The organism is Pedobacter sp. ISL-64 (genome assembly GCF_018613605.1).
Taxonomy (GTDB): Bacteria; Bacteroidota; Bacteroidia; order Sphingobacteriales; family Sphingobacteriaceae; genus Pedobacter.
This window is the reverse complement of the sequence record NZ_JAGGPU010000034.1, coordinates 1-25,873: the sequence shown is the minus strand read 5'-3', so window position 1 is coordinate 25,873 and position 25,873 is coordinate 1. Positions and strand designations below refer to the sequence as shown.

The 25,873-nt window shown below is 37.0% G+C and carries 15 protein-coding genes; 5 read left to right on the top strand and 10 right to left on the bottom strand.

Going from position 1 to position 25,873, the window contains the following annotated elements; genetic code table 11:
- The first annotated feature begins 562 nt into the window (after positions 1-562).
- The 3 genes from J7E57_RS26485 to J7E57_RS26475 all read left to right on the top strand — a co-directional run bounded on the left by J7E57_RS26485 (position 563) and on the right by J7E57_RS26475 (position 5,247).
- Positions 563-2,407 (top strand): alpha-L-fucosidase, encoded by a 1,845-nt coding sequence (locus J7E57_RS26485; RefSeq protein WP_215132445.1) that lies wholly within the window; start codon positions 563-565, stop codon positions 2,405-2,407.
- A gap of 69 nt (positions 2,408-2,476) precedes the next feature.
- On the top strand, positions 2,477-4,063 hold the full coding sequence (gene bshC, locus J7E57_RS26480) for a bacillithiol biosynthesis cysteine-adding enzyme BshC (protein WP_215132444.1): 1,587 nt from the start codon (positions 2,477-2,479) through the stop codon (positions 4,061-4,063).
- Positions 4,064-4,161: 98 nt separating this feature from the next.
- A complete protein-coding gene (locus tag J7E57_RS26475; RefSeq protein WP_215132442.1) occupies positions 4,162-5,247 on the top strand; it encodes an Ldh family oxidoreductase in 1,086 nt (361 codons plus the stop codon).
- Here J7E57_RS26475 and J7E57_RS26470 read toward each other — a convergent pair.
- Positions 5,224-6,177, bottom strand: coding sequence for an AraC family transcriptional regulator (locus J7E57_RS26470; protein WP_215132440.1), 954 nt, complete (start codon positions 6,175-6,177; stop codon positions 5,224-5,226). The genes J7E57_RS26475 and J7E57_RS26470 overlap by 24 nt on opposite strands.
- A 129-nt stretch (positions 6,178-6,306) precedes the next feature.
- Between J7E57_RS26470 and J7E57_RS26465 the strand changes: the two genes are divergently transcribed.
- Both J7E57_RS26465 and J7E57_RS26460 read left to right on the top strand, forming a co-directional pair.
- The gene (locus J7E57_RS26465; protein WP_215132438.1) at positions 6,307-7,986 is read left to right on the top strand and encodes a GMC oxidoreductase; all 1,680 of its coding nucleotides are present in this window, start codon (positions 6,307-6,309) and stop codon (positions 7,984-7,986) included.
- Positions 7,987-7,998: 12 nt separating this feature from the next.
- Positions 7,999-8,604: a gluconate 2-dehydrogenase subunit 3 family protein gene (locus J7E57_RS26460; RefSeq protein ID WP_215132436.1), complete on the top strand. Its 606-nt coding sequence runs from the start codon at positions 7,999-8,001 to the stop codon at positions 8,602-8,604.
- 78 nt (positions 8,605-8,682) lie between these two features.
- Here J7E57_RS26460 and J7E57_RS26455 read toward each other — a convergent pair whose 3' ends face one another.
- The 9 genes from J7E57_RS26455 to J7E57_RS26415 form a co-directional block, all read right to left on the bottom strand.
- Positions 8,683-11,355 carry a beta-glucosidase gene (locus J7E57_RS26455; RefSeq protein WP_215132434.1) on the bottom strand — a complete coding sequence of 891 codons (2,673 nt, stop codon included), beginning with the start codon at positions 11,353-11,355 and terminating at the stop codon, positions 8,683-8,685.
- A 2-nt stretch (positions 11,356-11,357) separates the two neighbouring features.
- The gene (locus tag J7E57_RS26450; protein ID WP_215132432.1) at positions 11,358-12,782 is read right to left on the bottom strand and encodes an alpha-L-fucosidase; all 1,425 of its coding nucleotides are present in this window, start codon (positions 12,780-12,782) and stop codon (positions 11,358-11,360) included.
- A gap of 18 nt (positions 12,783-12,800) precedes the next feature.
- Entirely contained in the window at positions 12,801-14,111 is a 1,311-nt protein-coding gene (locus tag J7E57_RS26445) for a vanadium-dependent haloperoxidase (RefSeq protein WP_215132430.1), read from the bottom strand.
- Positions 14,112-14,121: 10 nt separating this feature from the next.
- On the bottom strand, positions 14,122-17,472 hold the full coding sequence (locus tag J7E57_RS26440) for a VCBS repeat-containing protein (protein WP_215132428.1): 3,351 nt from the start codon (positions 17,470-17,472) through the stop codon (positions 14,122-14,124).
- Positions 17,473-17,525: 53 nt separating this feature from the next.
- Positions 17,526-18,860, bottom strand: a complete 1,335-nt coding sequence (locus tag J7E57_RS26435; protein WP_215132426.1) for a cytochrome c — start codon at positions 18,858-18,860, stop codon at positions 17,526-17,528.
- Positions 18,860-19,447: a redoxin domain-containing protein gene (locus J7E57_RS26430; RefSeq protein WP_215132424.1), complete on the bottom strand. Its 588-nt coding sequence runs from the start codon at positions 19,445-19,447 to the stop codon at positions 18,860-18,862. Before J7E57_RS26430 ends, J7E57_RS26435 begins: the two co-directional genes overlap by 1 nt.
- A 58-nt stretch (positions 19,448-19,505) precedes the next feature.
- On the bottom strand, positions 19,506-21,107 hold the full coding sequence (locus J7E57_RS26425) for a SusD/RagB family nutrient-binding outer membrane lipoprotein (protein WP_215132421.1): 1,602 nt from the start codon (positions 21,105-21,107) through the stop codon (positions 19,506-19,508).
- Between the two features lie 19 nt (positions 21,108-21,126).
- On the bottom strand, positions 21,127-24,483 hold the full coding sequence (locus J7E57_RS26420) for a SusC/RagA family TonB-linked outer membrane protein (protein WP_215132419.1): 3,357 nt from the start codon (positions 24,481-24,483) through the stop codon (positions 21,127-21,129).
- 131 nt (positions 24,484-24,614) lie between these two features.
- Positions 24,615-25,547 (bottom strand): ROK family protein, encoded by a 933-nt coding sequence (locus J7E57_RS26415; RefSeq protein WP_251030047.1) that lies wholly within the window; start codon positions 25,545-25,547, stop codon positions 24,615-24,617.
- Positions 25,548-25,873: the final 326 nt, after the last annotated feature.

The window sequence follows — 25,873 nt, the reverse complement described above, 5'->3', positions numbered from 1 at the left end:
ATTAACCGAATAAATACCCCAATGGATGAAAATATCCAGCTTGGCATCAGCAAGACATTGCATTTTTTGGTTTGAACTGGTTTGTTGAGCAGAAAGTTTATTAACTACAAAAAGTGGTAATAAGAGAAAGAAAAACTTTAAATATCGCATATTGTTCTGTTGTACAGATAAACGATAAATTTAACAAAGGCCGGTTTTCCAAAATAAGTCGCCGATCTTTCTGTGACGTCAAATTCTTGTGATGTAAGATGTTACCATCTAACATGTAGCCTAACTTGTTAGTTAGATAAAAACATCAGACTGCACACGTGGAAACACTAATCTATTAGTCGGTATCTCACCGACAAAAGCATCATTTCCACCTAAATGATGTACAACCAAAGATGAATTTATTCAGTCGGTGAAACACCAAGCAATAAGTTCAATTTACAAATCTTCTCCATTCCAAATCACCCTTCCAGTCGGATGGAAACATATAACCGCACGTCAAATAAACATCGTTTCCTACTTAAATCAGCTTACAAAATATTATATTTATCGTTTATCTGTACAACAGAACAATATGCGATATTTAAAGTTTTTCTTTCTCTTATTACCACTATTTGTAGTTAATAAACTTTCTGCTCAACAAACCAGTTCAAACCAAAAAATGCAATGGTTTGCTGATGCCAAGCTGGGTATTTTCATCCATTGGGGTATTTATTCGGTTAATGGTATTTCCGAATCTTGGTCGTTTTTTAACAACTACATCAATCATGATGCTTACATGAAACAGCTTGATGGTTTTACCGCTGCAAAGTACAAACCAGAAGAATGGGTAAACCTGATTAAAGAAAGTGGCGCCAAATATGCCGTAATTACCACAAAACACCATGATGGTATTGCCCTTTGGGATAGTAAAGCTCCTTTAGCCACTACCACATTAAAAAACAGTGCTGCCAAAAAAGATTTAATCACTCCATTTGTGGCTGAACTTAAAAAATCGGGTCTTAAAACAGGTTTATATTTTTCTTTACCTGATTGGAGCTACCCGGATTATGATGGTTTTACCCGCGACAGGAAACGTTATGATTATAAACAGGATACACCACGCTTTAAAAAATTCCAAAATTATTTTCAAGGGCAGTTAAACGAACTTTCGGCCAAATATAATCCTGATCTGGTATGGTTTGATGGCGATTGGGAGCATAGTGGAGAAGAATGGCAGGCCAAAAATATACTATCGAACTTACGTAAGGTAAATCAAAACATCATTATCAACTCACGCTTAAACGGGCATGGCGATTACGATACGCCGGAGCAAGGTGTTCCCATTGTAAAACCAAACTCACCAGAATGGGAACTTTGTTACACTATGAATGACTCGTGGGGCTATCAGCCTTATGACAATCATTATAAATCATCAAACATGATCATCCGCACGCTGGTTGATTGTATTAGCATGGGCGGTAACTTATTGCTTGATATTGGACCAAAAGCAGATGGAACCATTGCGTCAGAGCAGGTTAAAATTTTAAAGGATTTAGGCCGCTGGACCAAAAAATATAGTGAGGCAATTTACGGAACGCAAGCAGGACTACCTGATGGACATTTTGTAGGGAAAACAACACTATCGAAAAATAAAGCTGTTTTATACCTCTATCTTGATTATAAAACCAAGAACGGCATTTTGCTTAACGGCATAAAATCTAAAATAAAAAAGGTAGAATTGATTGGGAATAAAACACCAATAAACACAGTAAAACTAAATGAAACTGATTATTTTATTGACGTTAATGAAAGCGATTTCGATAACGATGTTACTGTGTTAAAAGTTTTTCTAAACGAGCCAATCCAATTATCAAAAGAAAAACAACAAAGCATTTCTTTAGAAACTTTATTTGCGGCATCCCAACATTTAGATCTAACCAATTATAATCTCAGGAAACTTTCTTATGATTTAAATTCTGGTGTAAATATTTTTCAAAACACCAATCTAACTGCTGATGGTTTTGAGTTTAAATCAGGCATTAAAAATGTTAATCCAAAGGTTAACAACTGGATAATCAAAAATGCGGAAGCATTATACAAAACAACGGGGGGAATTCCAGCAGGACATTACCAGGGCAATACAGCACTTTCTGCAGATAAAAAAACCCTTTACTTATTTGTAGAAGGCACGCCAACCGGGCCAATTGACATTAAAGGTTTAAAAAACAACATCAGCAGGATCAGGATTGTGGGTGAAGGTACCATGCTACCACACGAAATTTATAACAAACTGTATTGGAGCAAAATACCGGGCATTGTTTACATTCCGGTGCCTAAAGATAAATTAGATCCAGAATTAACGGTAATTGCGGTGCTTTTAGATAGCCCTATTGATTTGTACCGTGAAAAAGTTGGTGCCATTGAAAGCAATCTCTAATTATTTAACAATTGTAAAATAGTGGCGTGACTTTACGATTATCCTTAAATTGCATTACTTTCGCACATCATGCAGGCAAAATATATCTCATATCAGGAAACCGGATCATTTTCAAAACTGGTTTTAGATTATATTAACGACGAAAATCAGCTTAAAGCTTTTTACAGCTATCGTCCTGATATGGAGGGCTTAGCCAAAGCAATTGAGCATAGAATTTTTTTAGGGAACAGAGAAACTTTAGTAAAGGTTTTACAAGATCAATACCAACATTTACAGCCCAATAAATCGGTTACCAAAAACATAGAACTTTTAGGTTCAGCGAATACCTTTACGGTTACCACGGGCCACCAGTTGAATCTTTTTACCGGGCCGCTTTATTTTATTTACAAAATTGTAACCACCATTAATTTAGCCATTGAGTTAAAAATAGCTCATCCCGATAAAAATTTTGTTCCAGTTTATTGGATGGCAACAGAAGATCACGATTTTGATGAAATTAACCATGTAAGCGTTGATGAGAAAAACATTAGCTGGATACAGCAAACCAACGGCGCCACCGGAAGACTAAGCACCAAAACCGTTGCCGCAGCAGTAACGGCTTATAAAGGATACCTCGGGATCTCTAAAAACGGAAAACGAATTGCCAAATTGGTAGAACAGGCCTATTTGCAACACGATAATTTGGCCGACGCCACCAGGTTTTTGGTGAATAACTTATTCGAGAAATATGGCCTGGTGATTGTAAATGCTGATGATGCACAACTAAAAAAGCAGTTCGCGAATATCATTACCGAAGATATTATTCAGCATAATAGTGCAAAAAATATCGACGAAAGTTCGAAAAACCTGGAGGATTTAGGCTATAAAACACAGGTGAATGGCCGTGATATTAACTTCTTTTATCTTATCGACAATCTGCGTGAGCGTTTGATCTTCGAAAAAGGAAAATACATTGTAAATCATACAGACATTAGTTTTACGGAAGCGGAACTAAAAGCCGAAATCGAATCACATCCCGAGCGTTTTAGTCCGAATGTGGTGATGCGGCCCATGTACCAGGAAGTGATTTTGCCAAACATTGCTTATATAGGCGGTGGTGCAGAAGTAGCTTACTGGATGCAGTTAAAGGCAAATTTCGACTTTTATAAAGTTGATTTCCCGGTTTTATTGCTTCGTAATTCAGCTTTATTGATTGATAAACGCAGTGCGCAGAATTTATACCACTTAGGTTTTTCTTTAGAAGATATATTTTTACCAGTTGAAGAGTTAAAAAACATTTGGGTAAAGCGAAATACAACTGCCCAATTGAGCTTGGCTGATGAAACCAGGGCCATTAACAGCATTTTCGATCAAATTAAGCTAAATGCCTATAAAATAGATAAAACGCTTTCTGTATCAACAGATACAGCAAAACAGCGGACCAATCATTTATTGGCTAACCTGGAGAAGAAACTATTCCGCGCAGAGAAAAGGAAACATGAAACGGCATTGTTGCAGATTGATAATGTAAAGAAAAGACTTTTCCCGAATGGAGCACTTCAGGAAAGAACCTTAAATATTGCACCCATGTATGTAAATTATGGAGAAGATTTTCTTTCCTCATGCATAGAAAACTTCGAACCACTGGGAGGTGATTTTACTGTTTTATTGCCGTAAATTATTTTTAGATTCGTCATGCTGTCCCGAATATTCGGGATCAGCATCTATCAAAAAAGACCCTGAAATAAATTCAGGGTGACGACAAATAGTATAAAATGAATTTCATCACTTTTACCGAAACCAATCTTAGGAATTTTACTTATAACGTTTTTAAAAAAATGGGCTGTTCTGATGAGCATGCCCATTTAGCAACCGATGTATTAATCCGTTCAGATTTACGTGGAATTGACTCGCATGGCGTTGCCCGTTTAAGCGGTTATGTACGCCTTTGGGAAAAGAAAAGGATAAATGCTACGCCCGATATTAAAATCGTACATGAAACACCAACTACTGCCACTGTAGATGGCGATGCAGGTTTAGGCTTAGTGGTTGCACCATTTGCCATGAAAGTTGCTATAGAGAAAGCAGAAAAATACGGTAGCGGATGGGTATCGGTTAAAAATTCCAATCACTTCGGTATTGCAGGTTACCATGCTTTAATGGCGGTAGAAAGGGATATGATCGGAATCAGTATGACCAATGCAAGCCCTTTGGTAGCCCCTACTTATGCTAACGAACGTTTATTGGGTACAAACCCCATGTGTTATGCCTTCCCAGCAGGGAAATACCCACCAGTAATTGTAGATATGGCCACAGCAGCGGCAGCAAACGGAAAACTGGAAATTGCCCAAAGAGCAAATAAAAGTATTCCAGATGGCTGGGTTCAGGATAAAAGTGGGGAAAACTCTACCGATCCGAACGAATTAAAAAACGGCGGTTCGCTCCTTCCTTTGGGCAGCGATGCAGCTCATGGCAGTCATAAAGGTTATGGGTTAAGCGCTACAGTCGATATTTTATCAGCGGTATTATCTGGTGCCAATTACGGACCATGGGTACCTCCATTTGTGGCTTTTTTAGAACCATCGGCCAATCCGGTCGGCGAAGGACTTGGCCACTTTTTGGGCGCTATGCGCGTAGATGGTTTCAGACCAGCTGTAGACTTCAAAAACCATTTAGATAACTGGGTAGAACGCTTTAAAAGTGCAAAAACGATAGATCCTGATAAAAAGGTTATCATTCCTGGGGAACCTGAGCACGAATTTGAGCAGGAAAGAAAAATCAGTGGCATTCCGATCATTGATGTTGTGGTAAAGGATCTGAATGAGTTGGCTATGAAATTAGGAATAGAAGGTTTGACTTAGTTTTGATAAGCTTATTTTCGATTTCTGTATTGGGTCTGTTTCCGCTAAGCTTCTATCTGTTTGCTGTGCATTGGTGACCTGATCCAGCTGCTCATTAAAGTTTTTCCGATAAGCCGATGGAGTTGTAAGCTTTACCTTTAAGAACTGTTTATGAAAATTTGTTAAAGTGTTAAATCCACTTTCGTAACAAATACCCATAATATCTTTTTGCGTATCAATTAAAAGCTTACAGGCGTAGCCGACCCTTAGTTCGTTAACGAAGTTGATATAAGTTTTTTTGGTGCTTTTCCTAAAGTACATACAGAAGGCTGATATACTCATACAGGCAATTTTAGCAACTTCACTTAATTTAATTTCCTGTTGAAAATTCTGCTGTGTATACTTAAATATAGCGTCAATCTTATTTTGCTGAAAGTTGACGGCATCTAAATACGGAGTAGATAAAGACTTATGGTGACTCTCGTTGGCCATCAGTTCAAAACATTCGAACAATTTAATTATCCTCGAAAAATCTTTTGCATTTTCTAAAGCGCTGATTAATAAACTCAACTCAGTGTTACATCCATCAGCAATTTTCAAACCTTGATTAGCTATTTCAAAGAGCTTTTTGACAGGCTTCGCTTCCGGAATATGGAGAAAGTGTTCTCCTAAAAAATCTTCGCTAAACTGAACCACAACGGCACTGGTAACCAAATCTTTTTCGGCTTTTTGGAAAGTATGTGGAAGATTTGAACCAATGAAAAAAACATCTCCGATGGTAAAATCACCGATATAATTTCCGATATAACATTTGCCATATCCTTCGGTAAAAAGAATGAGCTCATATTCTGCATGACTGTGCCAGGGCACTTCAAAATTAGGCGTGCGGTAAGTTCTGGCCACAAAAGAAGTATTTTCACTGAGCGTTAACTTCTCAATCATTAGCTTCATAATGTTCTCATTTTATTAGATATATCCGAATATACGTTTTTATTAAAATAGTGTTCATTTTCGATATAATATTGAAGTTTCTTCTAAACAATAGCAAGTAGATTTACTAACAACCAAATATCATATCGGATGAACAACATTACCTACGATGCCATAGTTGTTGGCTCTGGAATTAGTGGCGGATGGGCTGCAAAAGAACTTACCGAAAAAGGCTTAAAAGTGCTGCTGTTGGAGCGCGGAAGAAATTTTGAGCACATTAAAGATTATAAATCAGCACAAGGTGATCCATTTGAGATACCACATCGCGGGAAAACCACTCAGGAGCAACGCAAAAACTACCCTGTGATACATAGAGGTTGGGCAGCATCCGAACCTGTGATGGATTATTGGGCAAACGAAAAAGATAATCCTTATGTTGAAACTAAACCATTTACATGGTGGCGAAGTTACCAAATGGGCGGCAGGTCTATCCTTTGGGGGAGACAAAGCTACCGTTTAAGCGATTTGGATTTTGAGGCAAATGAAAAAGACGGTATTGCGGTTGATTGGCCAATTCGATATAAAGATCTTGCACCATGGTACGATTACGTTGAGAAGTTTGCAGGTATTAGCGGATCAAAAGAAGGGCTTGCGCATTTACCAGATGGGGTATTCCTCCCACCTATGGATTTAAATTGTGTAGAAAAAGATATATCGGCAAGAATAAAAGCCCATTATAAAAACCAGCGGCATTTAATTATTGGCCGTACCGCTAACTTAACTGCCCCCATACCCGGTAGAACAAAATGCCAGTTTAGAAACCGCTGTTGGGAAGGCTGCATATTTGGTGGTTATTTCAGCACGCAATCTTCCACCTTACCTGCTGCTGTAAAAACAGGTAATTTAACTATAAGACCATTTTCTATTGTTACCCAGATACTATACGATAAAAATACTAAGAAGGCAAAAGGTGTAGAAGTGCTCGATGCAGAAACCAACCAAACTTATGAGTTTAATTCGAAGATTGTATTTCTTTGCGCATCGGCTTTAAACAGTGCCTGGATATTGCTTAACTCAGCCAAGGATGTTTGGCCGGGAGGTTTGGGAAGCAGCAGCGGTGAACTTGGACACAATGTAATGGACCATCATTATAACCTGGGCTGCTCTGGAAACGTTGAAGGCTTCGAAGACAAGTATTATTATGGTAATAGGGCAAATGGATTTTACATACCCCGCTTTGTGAACCTGGGTGGCGATAAACGGGATTATTTGAGGGGTTTTGGTTTTCAGGGAAGTGCAAGTAGATCGGGTTGGAGTGCCAATATACCGGAATTGGGAATTGGTGGCGCGTTTAAAGAAGCCATTACCGAACCGGGTGGCTGGAATATCGGTGCAAATGGTTTCGGCGAAATCCTTCCCGATCATCGGAATAAAATCTCACTGGATCTTAATGTGAAAGATAAATGGGGCTTACCAGCATTAAACATGGATTCCGGACTACAAGAAAATGAGCTTAAAATGCGAAAGGATATTGTTTTAGAGATTAAAGCAATGTTTGAAGCGGCGGGTGTTAAAAACATCAAAACCTGGGATAGCGGGCACGCCATGGGCCACGGCATACACGAAATGGGCACTGCACGTATGGGACGTTCAGAAAAAACATCAGTATTGAATGGCCATAACCAAATATGGGATTGTAAAAATGTTTTTGTAACCGATGGAGCCTGCATGACGTCTTCTGCCTGCCAAAACCCTTCGCTCACTTACATGGCGCTTACTGCCCGGGCAGCAGATTTTGCGGTTAACGAATTGAAAAAAGGGAATCTGTAATCAGAAAATCATATGAATAGAAGAGATTTATTAAAATCGATTGCTTTATTAACTGGTGGAACACTTGTTGGTGCTGATTTTTTGCTGAGCAGCTTTACCGATCCGGAGTATAAAATAACCGGATTATTATCTCCCAATAAAATAAAATTGCTAAATGAGCTTGGAGAAACGATTTTGCCAACAACTACTAGATCAAAAGGAGCCAGAGACGCAAATGTTGGTGCATTAATTGATGTTATCGTAACCGATTGTTATGACCAAAAAGAACAAGCAACATTTATAGAAGCTTTAAAACAGTTGGATGTTGATGCTTTAAAAAGTATCAAAAAAACATTCTTAAACTCGACTAAAGTAGAGCGAAATAATTTTCTTACTGCTTTAGATAAAGAAGCTTTCAATTATCAACAACAAAAAGGAAAAAAGGAAAACGAACAGAGGAAAACAGACAAGACCTTTAAAGAATTGCCAAACCATTATTTCATAGGAATAAAACAAGTAGTGTTATGGGCTTATTTTAATTCAGAAATTGGGGCAACAGAGGCCCTGAGATTTGTTTCGGTACCTACACGATATAACGGCTGTATACCGTACCATAAAGGCGACCGATCATGGTACTAATTAAAAAGCCGCAGATTTAACCAGAATCTGCGGCAAAATTACTTGATATGGTTTATACCCAACCATAGGGGTGTCCTATTAACGCTTAACAGTTAAGTTATCTTTTAAATAAAGTGCTTTACTTGATGAGCCAATCATGATCCTATATTCTCCTGGTACTACTCCCCATATATTATTAATATTGAGTGTTTGCAGCACCTCTTTATCCAGTTTGAATGAAATGATCTTTGTTTCGCCAACTTTTAAATGTACCCTCTGAAAAGCCCTCAGCGCAAGAACAGGTTGTGCCAATTTGCTCAACAAAGGCCTCATGTACAACTGCACCACTTCTTCACCATCGTAATTGCCTGTATTTTTAAGCTCGAAGCTTAAGTTAGCGGTTTCATTTTTAGCGATACTTTTACGGTTAAAATTCAAATTGTTGTAAGAAAAGTTGGTATAACTTAATCCATATCCAAATGGAAAAAGGGGTTCTCCGCTTAAGTTGTTATAATCATCGCCTCTTCCCGTAGGTTTATGGTTGTAAACCAATGGCAACTGCGATTCATCTACCGGGTAAGTAATTGGAAGTTTACCTGATGGATTTGCCTTGCCAAGCAATACGTCGGCAATGGCGCTACCGCCTGCTTCGCCCGGATACCATACATTTAAAACTGCGTTTACTTTATTTAACCAAGGTTGCATATTGATGGCACTTCCACCGGTTAATACCACGATAATAGGTTTTCCGGTTTTTGCGAGTTCTTCCAATAACAATTCTTGGTTACCCGGCAGATTTAACATTGCCCGATCTAGAAACTCTCCTTCTTTTATACCTGCAACAAATACGATTGCATCGTTATTTTTTGCCGCAGCAACTGCATCGGCTATTTCGTTTGATTTCTTGATGTCATAATTCCAGATCAGCTTAATTTTGCCATTGCCCTTGGGCTCAAAAAACTCGACCTTAATGGCGTAATCTCTATTTTTCTCAAAATGAAACGGAACTGTCTTGGTATTGAAAGATTTTTTGTCCCAATTATCGATTAGTAATTGGTTATCCAGGTATAATCGGTAACCATCGTTACCTTCCAATCCGATATTAACATCAGCATGCTGTGGTACTTTAATTTTACCTTCCCACCTTACCGAATAATCATCTAACTGAAGTTGTTCATCAGGAGGGTATAATGTCCAGCTAAAATTAACAGTTTTATCATTTACTTCTTTAACGGGTTTTCCGGAGAGGTGAAGCCCTTTGTAGTAGCTCCCGATTAATCCTGATTTTTGATTGGTAGAAAGAAACTGACTATCTATTGGAATATAGGTATGAAGCTCCCTACTGCTGCCTTTTAAATAACTAATCTCCATTTCACTGGATATTGTATTCTTTAAACCTTCTAATATATTGATCTTATTATTTCCAGTGCCACTATAACCGCCCAATCGGCCTTCAATTGCATCTTCACCTAGTAGTAGAATCCGTTTTGTGTTCTTTAATGGAAGTGTATTATTATCATTTTTTAAGAGCACAAAAGATTTTAATGCAGCTTCTTTAGCCAGTTGATGGTTGCTTTGATCGCTTAACATTTTTTCGGCAATGCTTTCGTCAACATAAGGATGCTCAAATAAACCAAGCTCAAACTTTGCCCTTAGTACCCTTGCCAGGGCATCGTCTATTCTCGATTTGGGAATGCTACCATCTAAAAACGCAGGTAGAAAAAGTTTGTAGTGGTTATAATCTACCTGGAAGATTACATCAAGGCCAGCATTAATCGATTGCGCCGTAGCATCTTTATAATCTTTAGCTGTAAAATGTAATACATTGGCACCTCCTACTGCACCTGCATCAGAAATTACGAAACCTTTAAAGCCCCATTCTGTTTTTAGTTTAGTGGTGAGCAACCATTTATTTGAGGTTGCAGGGGTACCAAAAACGCTGTTATAGGAAGTCATTAGTGAACGGATACCTATGTTTTTAACCCCATCTTTAAATGCCGGAAAGTGGATTTCTTCTAAAAAATGTTTATCCATCTCTATCGGGTAGCTATCCCGCCCGCCATCGCCAACATTGGCAATAAAATGTTTTGGGGTAACAATGATATTCTGCCTTTCTATGGCATTCATAAAAGCATGACCTATTACAGTTGTTAGATAAGGGTCTTCCCCATAGGTTTCTTCTACCCTGCCCCATCTTACATCTGTAGCCATATTGATTACAGGTGCCAAAAGATCCCTCAAACCACGTGCCTTTGCCTCATTGGCAATAGCCGTACCAATTTTGGCCACTAAAGTAGTATCGAAACTTGCAGCTAAACCAATTGATTGTGGAAAAGCAGTAGCACCTTGCCTGACCAAACCGTGTAAAGCCTCATCAAATGGAATGATGGGAATGCCCAAACGGGTTTCCTTAACAAAATATTTTTGAATTTTATTTACTTTTTTAGCCAGAGAAAGTCCATCTTCAGAGGTATTATAGGTTAACATTTGTTGCGCATTACCACTTCCCTGGGCAGCAGCACTAACCTGCAAACCAAAAATACCGTTTTTAAATTGTGTCTTATTTTCAGTTGTAACATCTCCAGGAATCATAAATAACTGCCAGAATTTCTCTTCTGGTGTCATTCTCGAAATGAGGTCTTTTACTCTCAAATCGATACTTAATTTCGGATTTTTATAGGGTAAAGATTGCCCTTTTTTAACTTGAGCAAAAAGGCCACTGCAGAAAAATAATGCAGGCAATAAATATAGGTATCTTCTCGGTTTCGGCATTGCTAATTAGTTTCGGGTGTAAAAGAAAAAGTCAGGGCTATTTTCTCCTCTGTTTTAGGAAAATCGAAGTGTACCCTGCCATCTTTCAATGTCCATTTTACCTTTTGGTTGGTACTTAAAATGGTAACGAGACTTCCTTTTTTAGGAATACTCCCCTGCCATGAAATTTCTTTGTTTGGCGTATTGCCGATTAAACTGATGCCGTAAATAGTTTTACCATCTTTGCTTTGCGTAAACCAGTTCTGTCCGTCATGATAGTTTTTGGTAATCCTTGTTCCGTATATGGCAACACCATTTTTACTGGTCCACTTACCAATTTCATCCAATCTTGTAATCACATTATCAGGCAGCGTTCCATCAGCTTTAGGCCCAATACCTAAAAGCAAACTTCCGCCTTTCGCTACTATTTCTACTAATTTATGAACCACTTCTCCTGCCGATTTATACTGATCGTTGGGTACAAAACCCCAGGCTCCGCCTAACGTCATGCAGCTTTCCCATGGATAATCCAACTGATTTTCAGGGATTTTCTGTTCAGGGGTCTGGTAGTTTTCAAACTGGCCATGTACTGTTCTATCCACCACAATTAAACCTGGTTGCGCTTTTCTGGCATCAGCTGCAATTTTCGGCATATCAATATCCTGACTCCAATCAGGAATAGGTGCCCCCCAAGAAAGTACTTCTTTATTTACGCTAGCCCGTGGACGGACCCATCCGCCATCTAACCACAAAATATCAATGCTTCCGTAATTGTTCATTAACTCTCCAATCTGGTTCTGAGTATAGCTTTTGAACATATTCCACCGCCATTGATTCTTTCTGATATCATAATTGTTATTTCTATCTGCAGTGGCATATTTGTCCCACCAATAGTATTGAGAATGCCAATCGGGTTTAGAAAAATAAGCACCGATCATAAAATTTTCCTTACGGAAAGCATCGAACACATATTTAGCTACGTCTTTTTTGGCATTGGTTGAAAAAGGACCTTTTGCAATGCTAAAATCAGATTGTTTGGTATCGAACATAGCAAAACCATCATGATGTTTGGTGGTAAACACCAAATATTTCATTCCTGCACTTTTACCTGCTTTGGCCCATTGCTCAGGATTGAATTTTGTTGGGTTAAATTTTTCGTTTAGGCCCCAATACCATTTTTTATAGTCTTCGTATTTAATGGTACTGTCTCTATCAATCCAATCTTCAGAACAGATAGACCAAGATTCGATAATCCCTGGAACAGCGTAAAGCCCCCAGTGGATAATCATTCCAAACTTTTTATCCTGCCAGGTATCGAGTTTTTGCTTAACAGTTGGATCCGTTGGCCACTCGTAATGTGATGATTCTTTTAGTATGTCGTTTCTTTGGGCACTTGAAAACTTAGCCAAAGCAATTAAAACAAGTACTAGGAGGTATTTTATTTTCATTGTTATTCTGTTTTTAACTTAATCTTTTTTCATTATAATTTTTTCGGTCTGATATGCTCCGATATTCCTACCTTGAATCTGACCATTTTCAATGGCCGGTCTGTAATGTATACCACCGTAAAGTCTACTAATAGCGGCTTCGTTAGCAGCTTGATTAAAAGAAGTAAAACTTCTTATTGGCAATCCATAATCAGTTTCTGTATTGTCTTGAAACTTAAAATTATCGCCAAATATTTTGGTTAACACATAGGCTGCTGATGTTGAAGCAACACTATGCCCGCTCGGGTATTCGGGAAATGGAGGTGTTTGCAAAACTGGCCGCCAATTTTCATCGATATTTGCATCAATAAATGTTTCTGGGCGAATATAATTGCTCCTGTATTTCTCATCCCAACAGCTGATAAAGGCATCAAATAATGCAATACAGGTAGATGTATAAGCACGACTACTTTGAACGTAGTTAAAGCTTTTTAGTTTGCAGGCAATGCCAGCTATCGAAATCCAATGTGCTCCTGGTGATATCTTTTTTGTAGCATAGTTCATATGCCCATTTACATTTAAAAAGAAAGGATTACAATCCCAAAATTTCGCTATATCTAATTGCTTTTGATCTAGATTTTTACCAACCGTGTAAACTTCATTTGCATTGATATAAAAAGCACTATTTTTATCTTTACTGTAAGGAGGAGGAGCTGCAGGTTTAAATTGATCAGCTGTTTTCATCACAAGAGGCCTTATTCTATTCCAGTAAGGCTCTACAGTTGCCATATAACCAGGGGGAGTAGGTGCCCAGTTGCCTTCTTTTTTTACAATGCTGTAACGTCTTAATTTGCGCGTTTCTTTATAATAATCCTGATCAACCCATTTTAAAACGGAATCAGACACCTTTTTACCGTACAAAATAGAATTTTGAACAACAGTATCTGGATATCCTTTTACTTTATACCATAATAGTATGCTGTTTAGGCTATCTAAAGCCGCCTGATCAGAGAAAACAAGTCGTTTTGCAATCTGCCAATAGGCATAGGTGGCAGCGACGGAATAACTAATTTGCTTTTTATCTGCATTTGGGATTCCATTAAAGCTATTCAACTGTCCATTTAAAGATTGAAACTGACTATTGTTTTTCGCCTGAATTTCGTATGCAGCAATGTTTGCATAAACAAAAATTCTACTCGCAACCGGCGGAGAAAATATATCACTTACAATGATATCAGAAAGTGCCTTTTGCGATCTATGCAGTGGTAAAGGATCATTTTCGCTTTTACGCCACTGAGCACTAGCACTGATTGAAATACAGAAAATAAACAAAAACAGATATATCTTCATGATGCTGGTTTTAATTAGTAGTTTTTAAAAGCTGGACCTTATCATTATTTTTAACAACAATAATTTTTTTGATTGCTCCCTTAATCTCAATCATATTCCTAACGTCGCCATCTATATACAATCCTGAATCATAAGGGGGCACCGCTTTAAAATCGCCCTTTCCATTTCCGACTAAAAGTAAGCCCAAACCTGCATCTGTCTGGCCAAGCTGAACCCGATATGGATAAAAATTTCCAGACAAAAGGATATCCTCTTTCCCATCCTTATTAAAATCATCTACAACCACACCCCATGTTCTCGAAAACTGCGCCTCGATTGGAAGCGTATTGATTGTAAATTTTCCAGTTCCATCATTTAACAAAATGGAGGTTTCCAGTTGCTTACAATAAAATTTTTGACTTTTATTCAACTGCTCTGGTGTAAATAATTCTTCTATTGTGATATCAGCATAAGAGGCATAATTTAAAAACCGTTTTTTTAATTGAACCATCTGATCAAGTAGCTCATCTCTAGAAGCCATCGGATAATTTTGCCCTTGAATATAATAACACATCACTGGATCTAATACGCCATCATTATTAAAATCACCTGCATAAACTGTTACCGGCTGCTTACTATTGGCTTTAAATTGATTATTTAAACCACAGTTGCCAACAATAAAATCCATTGCCCCGTCCTTGTTTACATCCATTGGCACAATTTTACTCCACATACCATCTGAGTTTTCTAGTCCAGAATCTTTATCATATTTTAAAGCCCCCTTATCATTTTTGAATTTCTTTAATGGCATCCAATCACCGCCAATTAACAACTCTGGGTATCCATCAGTGTTCAAATCCTGCCACAAAGCGGTAACAACCATACCCGCGTACTCCAATTCTGGGGCGAGTTCTTTGGTTACATCCATAAACTTTACCTCTCCACCTTTTGATTCGTTACGTAATAAATAACTTTTACTGCAGAGCGGGAAAGATCCTGGTTTACTCATCCCGCCTACAAAAACATCCAAATCTCCATCCTTATCAAAATCAGCAATGCTTATGGCCTGTTTACTACTCCACATTTTTGGCAATGCATCTTGTACCTTATTAAAAGTACCTTTTCCGGTGTTTAAATATAATCGATCCTGATACTCCGGAGCATTTTCATCATATTCATTTCCGCCGCTTACCACCCATAAATCTAAAGCCCCGTCGCTATTTGCATCAAAAAAAACGGCATTTACATCTTCACTCGCTTTATCTTCTTCCCAAGGCTGACTTAGCGAAGGACTAAAGTTCCCCGCTTTATCACCTAAGAATAATTTACCTGCCTGACCAATTGCCCCACCGATAAAAACATCTTCTATTCCATCTTTGTTAACATCAGCCTTAGCTAGGGCAGGTCCAAATTTAGATAGTTGATAAGGTAAAAGGGTTTCCCCTTTAAAATCGATAAAATCGTTTTCATGATGTTTAAAATCTAAGCCTGAATCTGCCGTATAATCTGTAAATAGTGCTTTTGGTGTAATAATATTCTCTTTTTTGATTACAGCTTCATTCTGCTTAACTGTTAGTGTCTGATTTGATTGTACATTTTCAATCAAACTTTCTTTTCCGTCAGGCCAAACTATTTTTACATAATTTATTTTATTGTTTTTACCTAAACCAAAACAATTGATTTGATCTACACTTGATTGATAACCACGTACCACATACTTCTCCTGGTACTGTAAATTATCCTCTGTTTTAATATAGATTTTAGCCCCAATTGCTGCTGTATTTAATCCTTCTCCAATAAGATTAATTTTTAAATAGTTCGATTTCAGTAAATCGGAATTGTTCTTATACACCATTACCGGTGAGTTTATATTACAAACAATTAAATCCAGATCACCATCATTATCCAAATCGGCATAAGCAGAACCATTTGAAACGGAAGGTGTTGAAATACCCCACTCTACTGTTTTATTGGTAAAAGTTAAATCATGGTTGTTTGAAAGAATATAATTTGAGATTTGATTCGATGGCATTTTTTTCACCAAATCGAAGGTTTGAAATTTTAAACTCCCTTGTTTAAGTGATTCTTTCTGGGCATTTGCAACGGTATATTTCAGAAAATCCATATCAGTAAAGTCTCTTAAATATCCGTTAGAAATAAATAAATCCTTCCAACCATCGTTGTCAAAATCAGCAAATAACGGTGCCCAACTCCAATCTGTATTAGAAATACCTGCAAATTGTCCTATTTCGCTGAAACGCAAATTACCATCTTCTCCTAATCCCTGATTTAAGTGCAACATATTTCTCATCTGCTGATTGTAATATCCACTATCCAGTAATAAGTGATATTGGTCATACTCATCTGGTCCTTTAAGCAGCTTTTGCCTATGATTATCTTCGGGCAACATATCAAGCGTGATGATATCGGGTTTACCATCATTGTTATAATCGGCGATATCAGAACCCATTGAATACTTTGAAATGTGTTTGATAGATTTCCGGATGCTCTCAGAAAAAGTACCATTCTTATTGTTGATATAAAGGCAATCTTGTTCAGTATAATCACTTGAAGTATAAATATCCGGCCAGCCATCATTATTTAAATCGCTTACCGCTACGTTTAGACCAAAATTTAAGGCATTATTTATAATCCCCGAGGTTAACGTAACATCTACAAAATGAGGTTGATTATTTTTAGAATCATTTCTAAATAAACGATTCCCATATTTCATATTTGGGGTAGATCGTACTTTTTTAGTGTTTAAAAAAGGTTTATATGTTTGGTTTGAATGATTTAACAAAAACATGTCTAAATCACCATCCTTGTCGTAATCAAAAAAAACTGCTTGTGTAGATTGGGTTCCTATTGCATCAAGGCCGTAAACATCTGCCATGTTTTTAAAAACAGGTATACCACCTTTTATTCCCTGGTTAATAAATAATTCATTTTTGAGCTTACTGTCAGGAAATTTTCCGGAATGACTTACATATATATCGGGTAAGCCATCTGCATTTACATCAGCAATACATACCCCTGTTCCCCAGGTACCATTTCCTCTTACACCTGCTTTATTCGTAATATCTTCAAATTTTAAATTTCCTTTGTTAAGGTATAATTTATGATCTGATGCATTTGATGAAAAAAAAATGTCTGACAAACCATCGCCATTAAAGTCGGCTACCCCAACTCCTGATCCGTTATACAAATATTCATAGTTCATAACGTGTAATGAATCCGTTTCAATTACTCTATTTACAAAACTGATATTTGTTTCCTTTGCCGGTAATAACGTAAATAAAGGCTGTTGTGCATTAGCGTTGTTAACAACAGCAGCTTGCATTGAGAAAAAAAGTGCGGATAGCCATATTCTTATTTTCATGGTACTTTTTATTAAATCAAGCTAAGATTAATTACACAATTGGTAGTAAGCCTTTATTTTAATTGTATTTGTTCATCATTTTCTTTGTAGGGCAAAAACACAAGTAACATGGTCAACATTTCATCGGTAGATTTCATATCATTGGCCGAATAAACATTTCGGGGCGGGCTGCTTGGATTGTTAGGATTACTCGTTGTATTATCATAAGTACCCTCTATTGTTAATATAGAGCCCTTAGGAATTTTTACTAAATTTTTAAATTGATAAATTTCCTGCCATCTAAAATCCCAGGATGGAATTGAAACGAGTTGTATGGTGTCTTTCTTAGGCGTTACTGCGTATGATTTGAATATCTTACCCAAGTAATGCATATGCGGCCATATATATAATAAAGATTGATCTTGCGGTGTTGTGATTTTTAGTTCAAACTTTCTTACAGACTCAGCAGGGATAAAAAAGTAAGGCTCAATAGATTTTTCGCCTACACCGGCAGAACCTAAACTAATTACCTCAACTTTTCGCCCAATTGGTGTTTTTTTGAAAAAGAAGTTTACACCTGAAATATTCTCTTCCTCCTTTGAAACCGGAGCAAAGTGTACAGTTAATAATATAACGCCCCGCTTAGGCATTACCCAGCCAAAATTATTTGGATAAGATTCATAAGAGGTTCCTGGGATCCATCCTCCGTAATAGGTCATGGTTTTTTTAAAAGGAAAGTACTGCGAGTATTTAGTCCGATCATCTTCTGTTAAATTTAAAAAATCGGCTCCCTGGTTAATATCAATATCATCTGCAACAGGGTGAATAGCAAAGTTAGCATGATGTACTACTTTTTTATTGGATGAAAAAAACTCCATTGCTTCTACGTTTTTTTCAGCACCAATATCAAAAGGAATTTTAAAAACAATAAACCGCTCCTTATTATCGCCTAAAACTTTAAATGGTTTAATTGTTTTTAAAACAAGATCGGGTTTCCTCAAATACTGAGTACCATCTATATATGTTTTAACTGCTTTTTTGGGCATTTCGCTAATATCGCCCATCGGCATTTTCTCGTCAACCCATTTGGCTATAGTTAGTTTTTCTTCATTCGTTAATGATCTATCATTCTTAAATAGTCTGTAGTGGTTATCTGGCTTCCATGGCGGCATATAGCCAGATTGGGTTACCTTTTTAATAAAAGAGCCCCTTTTTGCAACATCCTCGTAGGTTAATAAAGCAAATGGAGCAGCTTCTCCTGGCCTGTGACAGGGCTGGCACTTATTTTGAATAATGTATGCAACATCTTTATAATAAGTTACCTTTTGGGCATTTACATGAGGTATGCAAATGAATATCCCAAGTATAGTGGTAATAATTTTTGATAATACTAAAGATTTTGAATTCATTATATGTCGTTAATTAAGCACCCTACAGGAATCGTTTTTTTTAATGTTTGTTTGCCGTTTAAAAGGTCTTTTATAGCTTGCTCAAGATACTTTTCTGTAATTACCAAACGTTTCTGTCCGAGCGAGGAAGACCAGTTATCGATTAATCCACTATAGGTTATTGCGCCCATTTTACTGATTAAAAAAACCTCAGGCGTAGTGGTTGCACCTAAATATTTTGATAATCGTTTGTCTTTGTCTGTTAAAAGATCGAAGTTGATACCATATTCATTTTTAAGTTCGTTTATTTCTTTTATTGAATAACTGGTACCTGGGATTACTCCGTAAAAATTGATGCATTTATTCGCATTTTGAAGTTTTACCAAGCCTGGTAAATAATTTTTGCATAATGGGCATTCGGGGCTTAAAAATACAATGACTGTTGTTTTGTTTAAATTAATTCGACTTTCTTTACCTGTTAAATTGATTAATTTAATCGCATTTATTTTTGCAGGGGATATTAAATTTTCCTGAGCTTTTATAAAAACAGGAAAAATAACGATAGAGAGTAAAAAACTGAATCGAATAAAAATATTAGAAAAATTCATTGCTTTTAATTAAAAAGAACCCTTAGTAAAATGACTAAGGGTTCTTTTAATTTAGTGATTATTTTTTATCCCACCAAACACGGCCAAAAGGATCATTTGGTCCAGCACCAAAATCAGGATTTTTAGCCATTTCAGCAATCGCAGCTTGCTGATTTGCGTAGTTTAAGTTGGTAGTACTTAACAAGTCTATACCAGCTCTACGAGCTAACGGTAATATACTTCCATTACCTTTTAATTCCGACCATGCTAAAACCGAGGTAGTGTTCGGGAAGCCAGTTCTTTTCCACCAGGCCCATGCTTCTAATGGTTGTCTATAAAGATCAAGATAAGCCTGACAAGCAATTTGATCAGTTGCCTTAGTTGCATCGTATTTAATACCAACTGTGTTATAGTAGGTATCAATAGCCGGAGTAGTCACTGCATTAAAGTTAGATACTTTGGCATCAACAGCCCTATCGCTATAGAATTGAACTGATGCATAAACGCCATTTTTATACCATGTTTCAGCCACATCCGTGGTAACACCACGGGCCGCAAGATCTGCGCGTAAGAAGCAGTACTCAGCATAAGTTAAAACAGGATAAAATCCTTTGCCTGTACCAGCACCTAAGCCATCGGCTTCGTTATAATTAGGTGTAAATAACCTGTGTTGCAACTGTGATAAATTATTTATAGATGCATATAATGGTACATTTGCAGGTAATTTTGCGTCGTCTGGACTAGTAAAACTTCCTACATAATTTCCTGCTGCGTTTGGACGATAGAAGGCCGATAATCTAGGGTCGCCTTTTGTAACCATAAAATCCAATACAGGTTTACCAGCTGCAAAATTCGCTGGACTAAAGTTCCCCCCTCCATCTGCATACGATGGTCCAACTTTAAGCATCCAGGAATCGTTAACATTTGCCATCTGCACTGGATCTGCTAAAACTTCGGTAGCAATTGCTTTCATTTTAGTTGGATCAACTTTTATTAAGCGAATAGCTATTTTCAGACGTAAAGCGTTTGCTGCTTTAGCCCAAAGTGTAGCATCACCATTGAAATAGGGATCATTTCCGGCAAGACTGATCTGACCTGCTGGTGTGGTTTTCAAAGTAGCTACAGCTGCTTTCAATTCCGCATCAACTTTTGCAAATACTGCTTGTTGAGTATCATATGCTGGAGTTGTGGTACCCCCATACCTTGCTTGAAAAGCTTGAGTATAAGGTATACTTCCATTGATATCGCTCACATAAAATGCATAATACGATAAAAGTATCTGCGAAATTGCTTTCATGTGTATTCTTGCATTTTTATCTGCATCAGGCATTTGTTCGATATTTTTTATAGCATCGGCTAAGGCCGGGCCTAATCTGCCGTAAAATATTTTACCGTAACGGGTATTGAATTGTGAACCAACATTGTTAAAATTCAATCCATTTCCTGTACTTAAGGTAGCATATTGCATCCATAGATTGGCTGCGCGATAAACATCGGCAAAATACTCGAAATCATCTTGCGAACCCACTGCCGCACGAAGAAACTGATCTTCAGGTTTAACCTCGTATAAGGTCGTAGGGTTCAAATTTGCTTCTACAAAGCTTTCCTTTTTACAACCGCCCACTACAAGCAAAGCTGAAACCATCAGGAAATATATTTTTGTTTTATTTATAGTCTTCATATCTGTATTTTTTAAATAATTAGAACGATGCCCTAACATTAAAACCTAAACTTCTAACCAAAGGCCAGCCCCCATATTCAGCAAAAGCACCTGCTCTATTGCTAAAAATACTTTCAGGATTAATACCATCCTTAGCCGTTTTATACAAATAGGCTAGATTTCTACCTGTTAAGTTTAAACTTAAAGTATTTATTTTCAATTTACTTAAATATTTGCTAGGCACGGTGTATCCTACAGTTACTTCGCGAAGCGCCACCCAAGAATTTTCAAATACCGAATACTCTCTGATACCACTAGACCATTGACTTAAATTTTCATAATATGCATAAGCCGGTATTGGTTTTAATAAACCTTGTTTAACAGCATCTGCATAAGTCATTCCACCTAAATCTACTCCATTGGCTTTTAATCCATCATTCAATACACCATCAGGAATAATACCATCATGCTGTACTACGCCGTTTGCATCGGTATAAGTTACACCACCTGAGCCTTCATCCCTACCAAAAAGTGAATTGGCAAACGAACCGTTAGCTGATCCATATTGATGGGTTCCAGAGGCCATTAAACCACCAATTTTAGCATCAATTTGAAAACTTAATGTAAAGTTTTTATAAGATAATTCTTGTCTGGTACTTGCAAGATATTTCTCCATCATAGTACCTAAATTTTTCTTGGTACCATCATAATCCTGCGATCTTACATAGGTGTAATAACCACCGGTAGTTCCATAACCAGTATTACCTAATACTTTTTTACCATTATTTGGACTGGCAATTGGATTACCGCTTGCATCTTTCTTTTGATAATATGAATAACCATATCCAGTAATCAATGAACCATATTGTTCGCCTACTCTGGCTACTGAAGTGATGTCGTTACCAAAAGCTAAATCCAGGTCGTAATTTTCAACACCAGGTGCCAATTCCAATATTTTGTTGCGGTTACGCGTAAAAGTAACTGAAGCATTCCAATTAAAATCTTTTGATACGATTGGTTTTCCAGTAACCAAGATCTCGATACCTTGATTTTGGATATTACCCGCATTTAAAGCTTGTGAACTCACTCCAGACTCTTGTGGTAATGCAAAGCTTAAAATTTGATTATAAGAATTTTTCTTATAATAAGCAAAATCAATGTTGATACGGTTTTTTAAGAAACCTAAATTGGTTCCAATTTCAAGTTCCTTGGTTAACTCATTCTTTAAATTGTTGTTTTTAAGAATATTGTCGCTAAACCCATAAACCGACTGGTTACCACCATTCGCATTACTGAAAGTACCGTCTTGTAATCTATAGTAGCCAGCTGTATTAGTATATTGTGGCTGAGCCGATAAACCTGTGTAAGAATATGATGCTCTTAACTTACCAAAAGATAATATCGAATTATCTTTGAATGCAGGTAATTCTGTGAATATCCATGCCAAACCTACACTTGGATAGAAGTACGAATAATTACCATGGCCGTCTTTATAGGTTAATGCCGATGACCAGTCATTTCTTCCACTAAAATTTAAAGTTAACATGTTTTTCCAGGTAATATCGCCATACAAATAAACCGCATCAGTACGTTCACCTAAATTTGGATAGGCAGTTGTTGATGCTGGATTAATTGAGTTCCCAATAGAGTATACATCAGGAATTTTAAGCCCGCCATTGGTATAAGATCTGTTATAAAATGCAGAATTACCAAGATTTTTTTGATAAGTTTCCCCACCTAATGAAGCATTTAATTCAAAATCGTTTGATAATTGTTTTGTTGCATTTAATAAACCCTGAATACGATAAGATTTATTGGTATTTTGTGTTATCTCATAATCGCCACCTGAAAAGGCTACACCAGCTCCTCTATTTTTTCTTTCATAAGCAATATTATAAAAGTTAGTATTGGTTCTTACCAAAGCAGAAAGCCATGGAAGGATTTTGATATTTACGTCAATATTGGCCAATAAATTATTTTCTTTTTGCGTTCTGTTATCATTTTGAAGTCCATAGGCAAATGATCCTATACCATAAGGGTCATAAAGATTACGATTGCTGGAACCTAAAGCACCACCAGTTACCGGATTGATATTGTTATCAATATAAGCACTTAAATCAACGTTTCTAGGCTTATAATACGTAAATGCAAATAATGGGTTATTGGCACTTCCTTGTCTTGCCGGATTCAATGAATTCGACATCGTATAATTTACACTCGCATCAACAGAAATTGATTTTGAAATTACCCTGGTCACTCTAAGCGCAAATGCATCTCTTTTTAAGTTATTACCAGGTAAAACACTTGAATTATATAAATTGGTATAAGCTAAACGATAAGTTGTGTTTTCATTTGCACCTTCAACTGATACATTGGTATTGATGAATTTTCCGGTATTAAAATAATCTAATGGATTATTGGCTACCCATGGCCTAACTACTCCATCTAAATCTTTAACCATTCTTCCATCCAATTTAGGGCCAAAAGAATATCCACCTACATAATAACCGGCCTGCTGATCAACAACATCCATCCCATTTGCATCTTTTGCAAAAACAGGTGAAATTCCACCTCCATACTCATTTTGAAGATCTACAAATTTATAAGCATCATCAAAAGAACTGGTTTGTGAAACAGTTACGCCTAAACCTTTGGTAGTTTTACCTTTTTTTGACGTAATAAGGAGTACACCACCAGCTGCCTTAGAACCATATAGTGCCGAAGCTGCAGCTCCTTTTAACACACTAATGCTTTCTATATCATCAGAATTAATGTTTTTCATGATATTACCAAAATCTGCGGCATCACCCCATGAATCTGCTCCAGAGGTGCCAGGTTCTAACAATATACCATCATAAACCACCAAAGGTTGAGTATTTGAACTTAACGATGAATTACCTCTGATTCTTATTCTGGAAGAAGAAGAAGGACCACTGGCACCTTGATTGATCATAACCCCTGCTACTTTACCCTGTAAAGCATTTACCACATTGGCGTTATTTGCTTGTGCTAATTCTGCACCACCAACGGCTGTTGCTGAATAACTTAGCCTTTTGACTTCTTTTTTAACACCAAAACCAGTAACAATGACCTCATTAAGTGATTTGGAATCATCGTGCATTACAATAGCCAGATTTGATGAGGCAGCAACTTCTTGAGTGGCTAAACCAATAGATTTAAAAATCAATCTAGCGCCATCTTTTACCGTAAGGGTAAATCTACCTTCGCCGTTGGTAGAAGTTCCATTTTGAGTTCCCTTTTCGAGAACACTCACCCCAGGAATGGGATCACCGGACACGTCTTTAACGGTACCAGTAATATTCTTCTGTGCAAAAGTGGTTATTGTTAAAAAACATAACAATAGCACACTTAGACACTTTAAGTACATTTTTTTCATAATTTTATTTGTTTAGTTGATATTAGTTTGAAATAATTCGGGACTTAGTTGAGGGTCATTTTTTTCATTTACGCATACAGTTCGGTTATTAGTTAAAAACTTGTTTAATTCTTTATTCAATTGAAATTAGCTTAATCAAATAAGCTATTTTCGACCATCAAACTGGCAGCAGCCAATAATTCAGCCTCATCACTTAAACTAGAGCATTTAATTTCTGTTTGTTCGGCTACCCGAGGTATACAAAACTCGTTAATTGCCTGTTGTATTGGCGGCAGAAGCATTTTTCCAGCTTTTGCACCACGGCCACTTAATACAATCCGTTCAGGGTTCATAATATGGATTAAAGTGGCTAATCCTTTACCAATCTGAAATGCGGCATCAGCTAAAATAGAAATAGCAACAGGATCTTGTTTTACAACTGCATTCAAGAAATGATCTACATGGCTTTTACTTTTATCATTAAAAAGCGTTCTTAAACTTGTTTCTTCTCCATTTTTTACCGCTGCTTCTGCTTTTTGAACCATCACCAAAAGAGACGTTTCCACTTCAAGGCATCCCCGCTTACCACAAGAGCACAAGGTATTGGAATTAGATAAAGGGATATGGCTAAATTCGCCAGCATAACCGCTACTCCCCCGATATAATTTGCCATTAATAATCATCCCTAAACCTGTACCCCAGCCAATATTAACTACGAGTACATCTTTTAAATTTCTTGCTTCACCAAAATTTAATTCAGCTAAGGCAATCAAACTCGAGTCGTTATCTATGTAAACGGGTAAACTTAATTTTTTAGCGAGATAGTCTTGCAGGCTTATATCGTTTTCAACCTGCATAAATGAATAGTTCATTCCCTTCTCTGCATTTACAAAACCCGGCATACCAATACCAATTCCCAATAAATTTTCTTTATCGATTGTTGATTTCTTTATGCAGTGGTCAATAAATTCAATTAAAGTATCAGCACTTTTACTCTCGGTCATGTCTAAATCAATCACCTGCGTGGGTAAAACCTGATGATTTGACAAATCATATATGGTTAATTGACTGGTTAACTGATCCATTGCTACTGCTATTATATACCTTTTGTAATCAGGGTTTAATAAAAAATTTAAAGGGCGGCGGCCTCCGGTAGATGGTGCCAATCCTTGCTCTATAATTAAGCCGTCTTCTATCAAAGCATTTACAGTCGACGTAATTAGAGGCAGGCTCTTTTTAGTACGTTTACTTAAATCGGTAAGCGATGATTTTTTTTTATAATAAAGTAGCTTAATAATGTCGGCCCTTAGTCGTTGTGCTTTCTTAATAGTTGCTGACATTTTTTTAATTTGGTTACATAAAAATATAAAAAAAACAAAAGAAATGCAATCTTTTTAAAAAAATTAAAAAG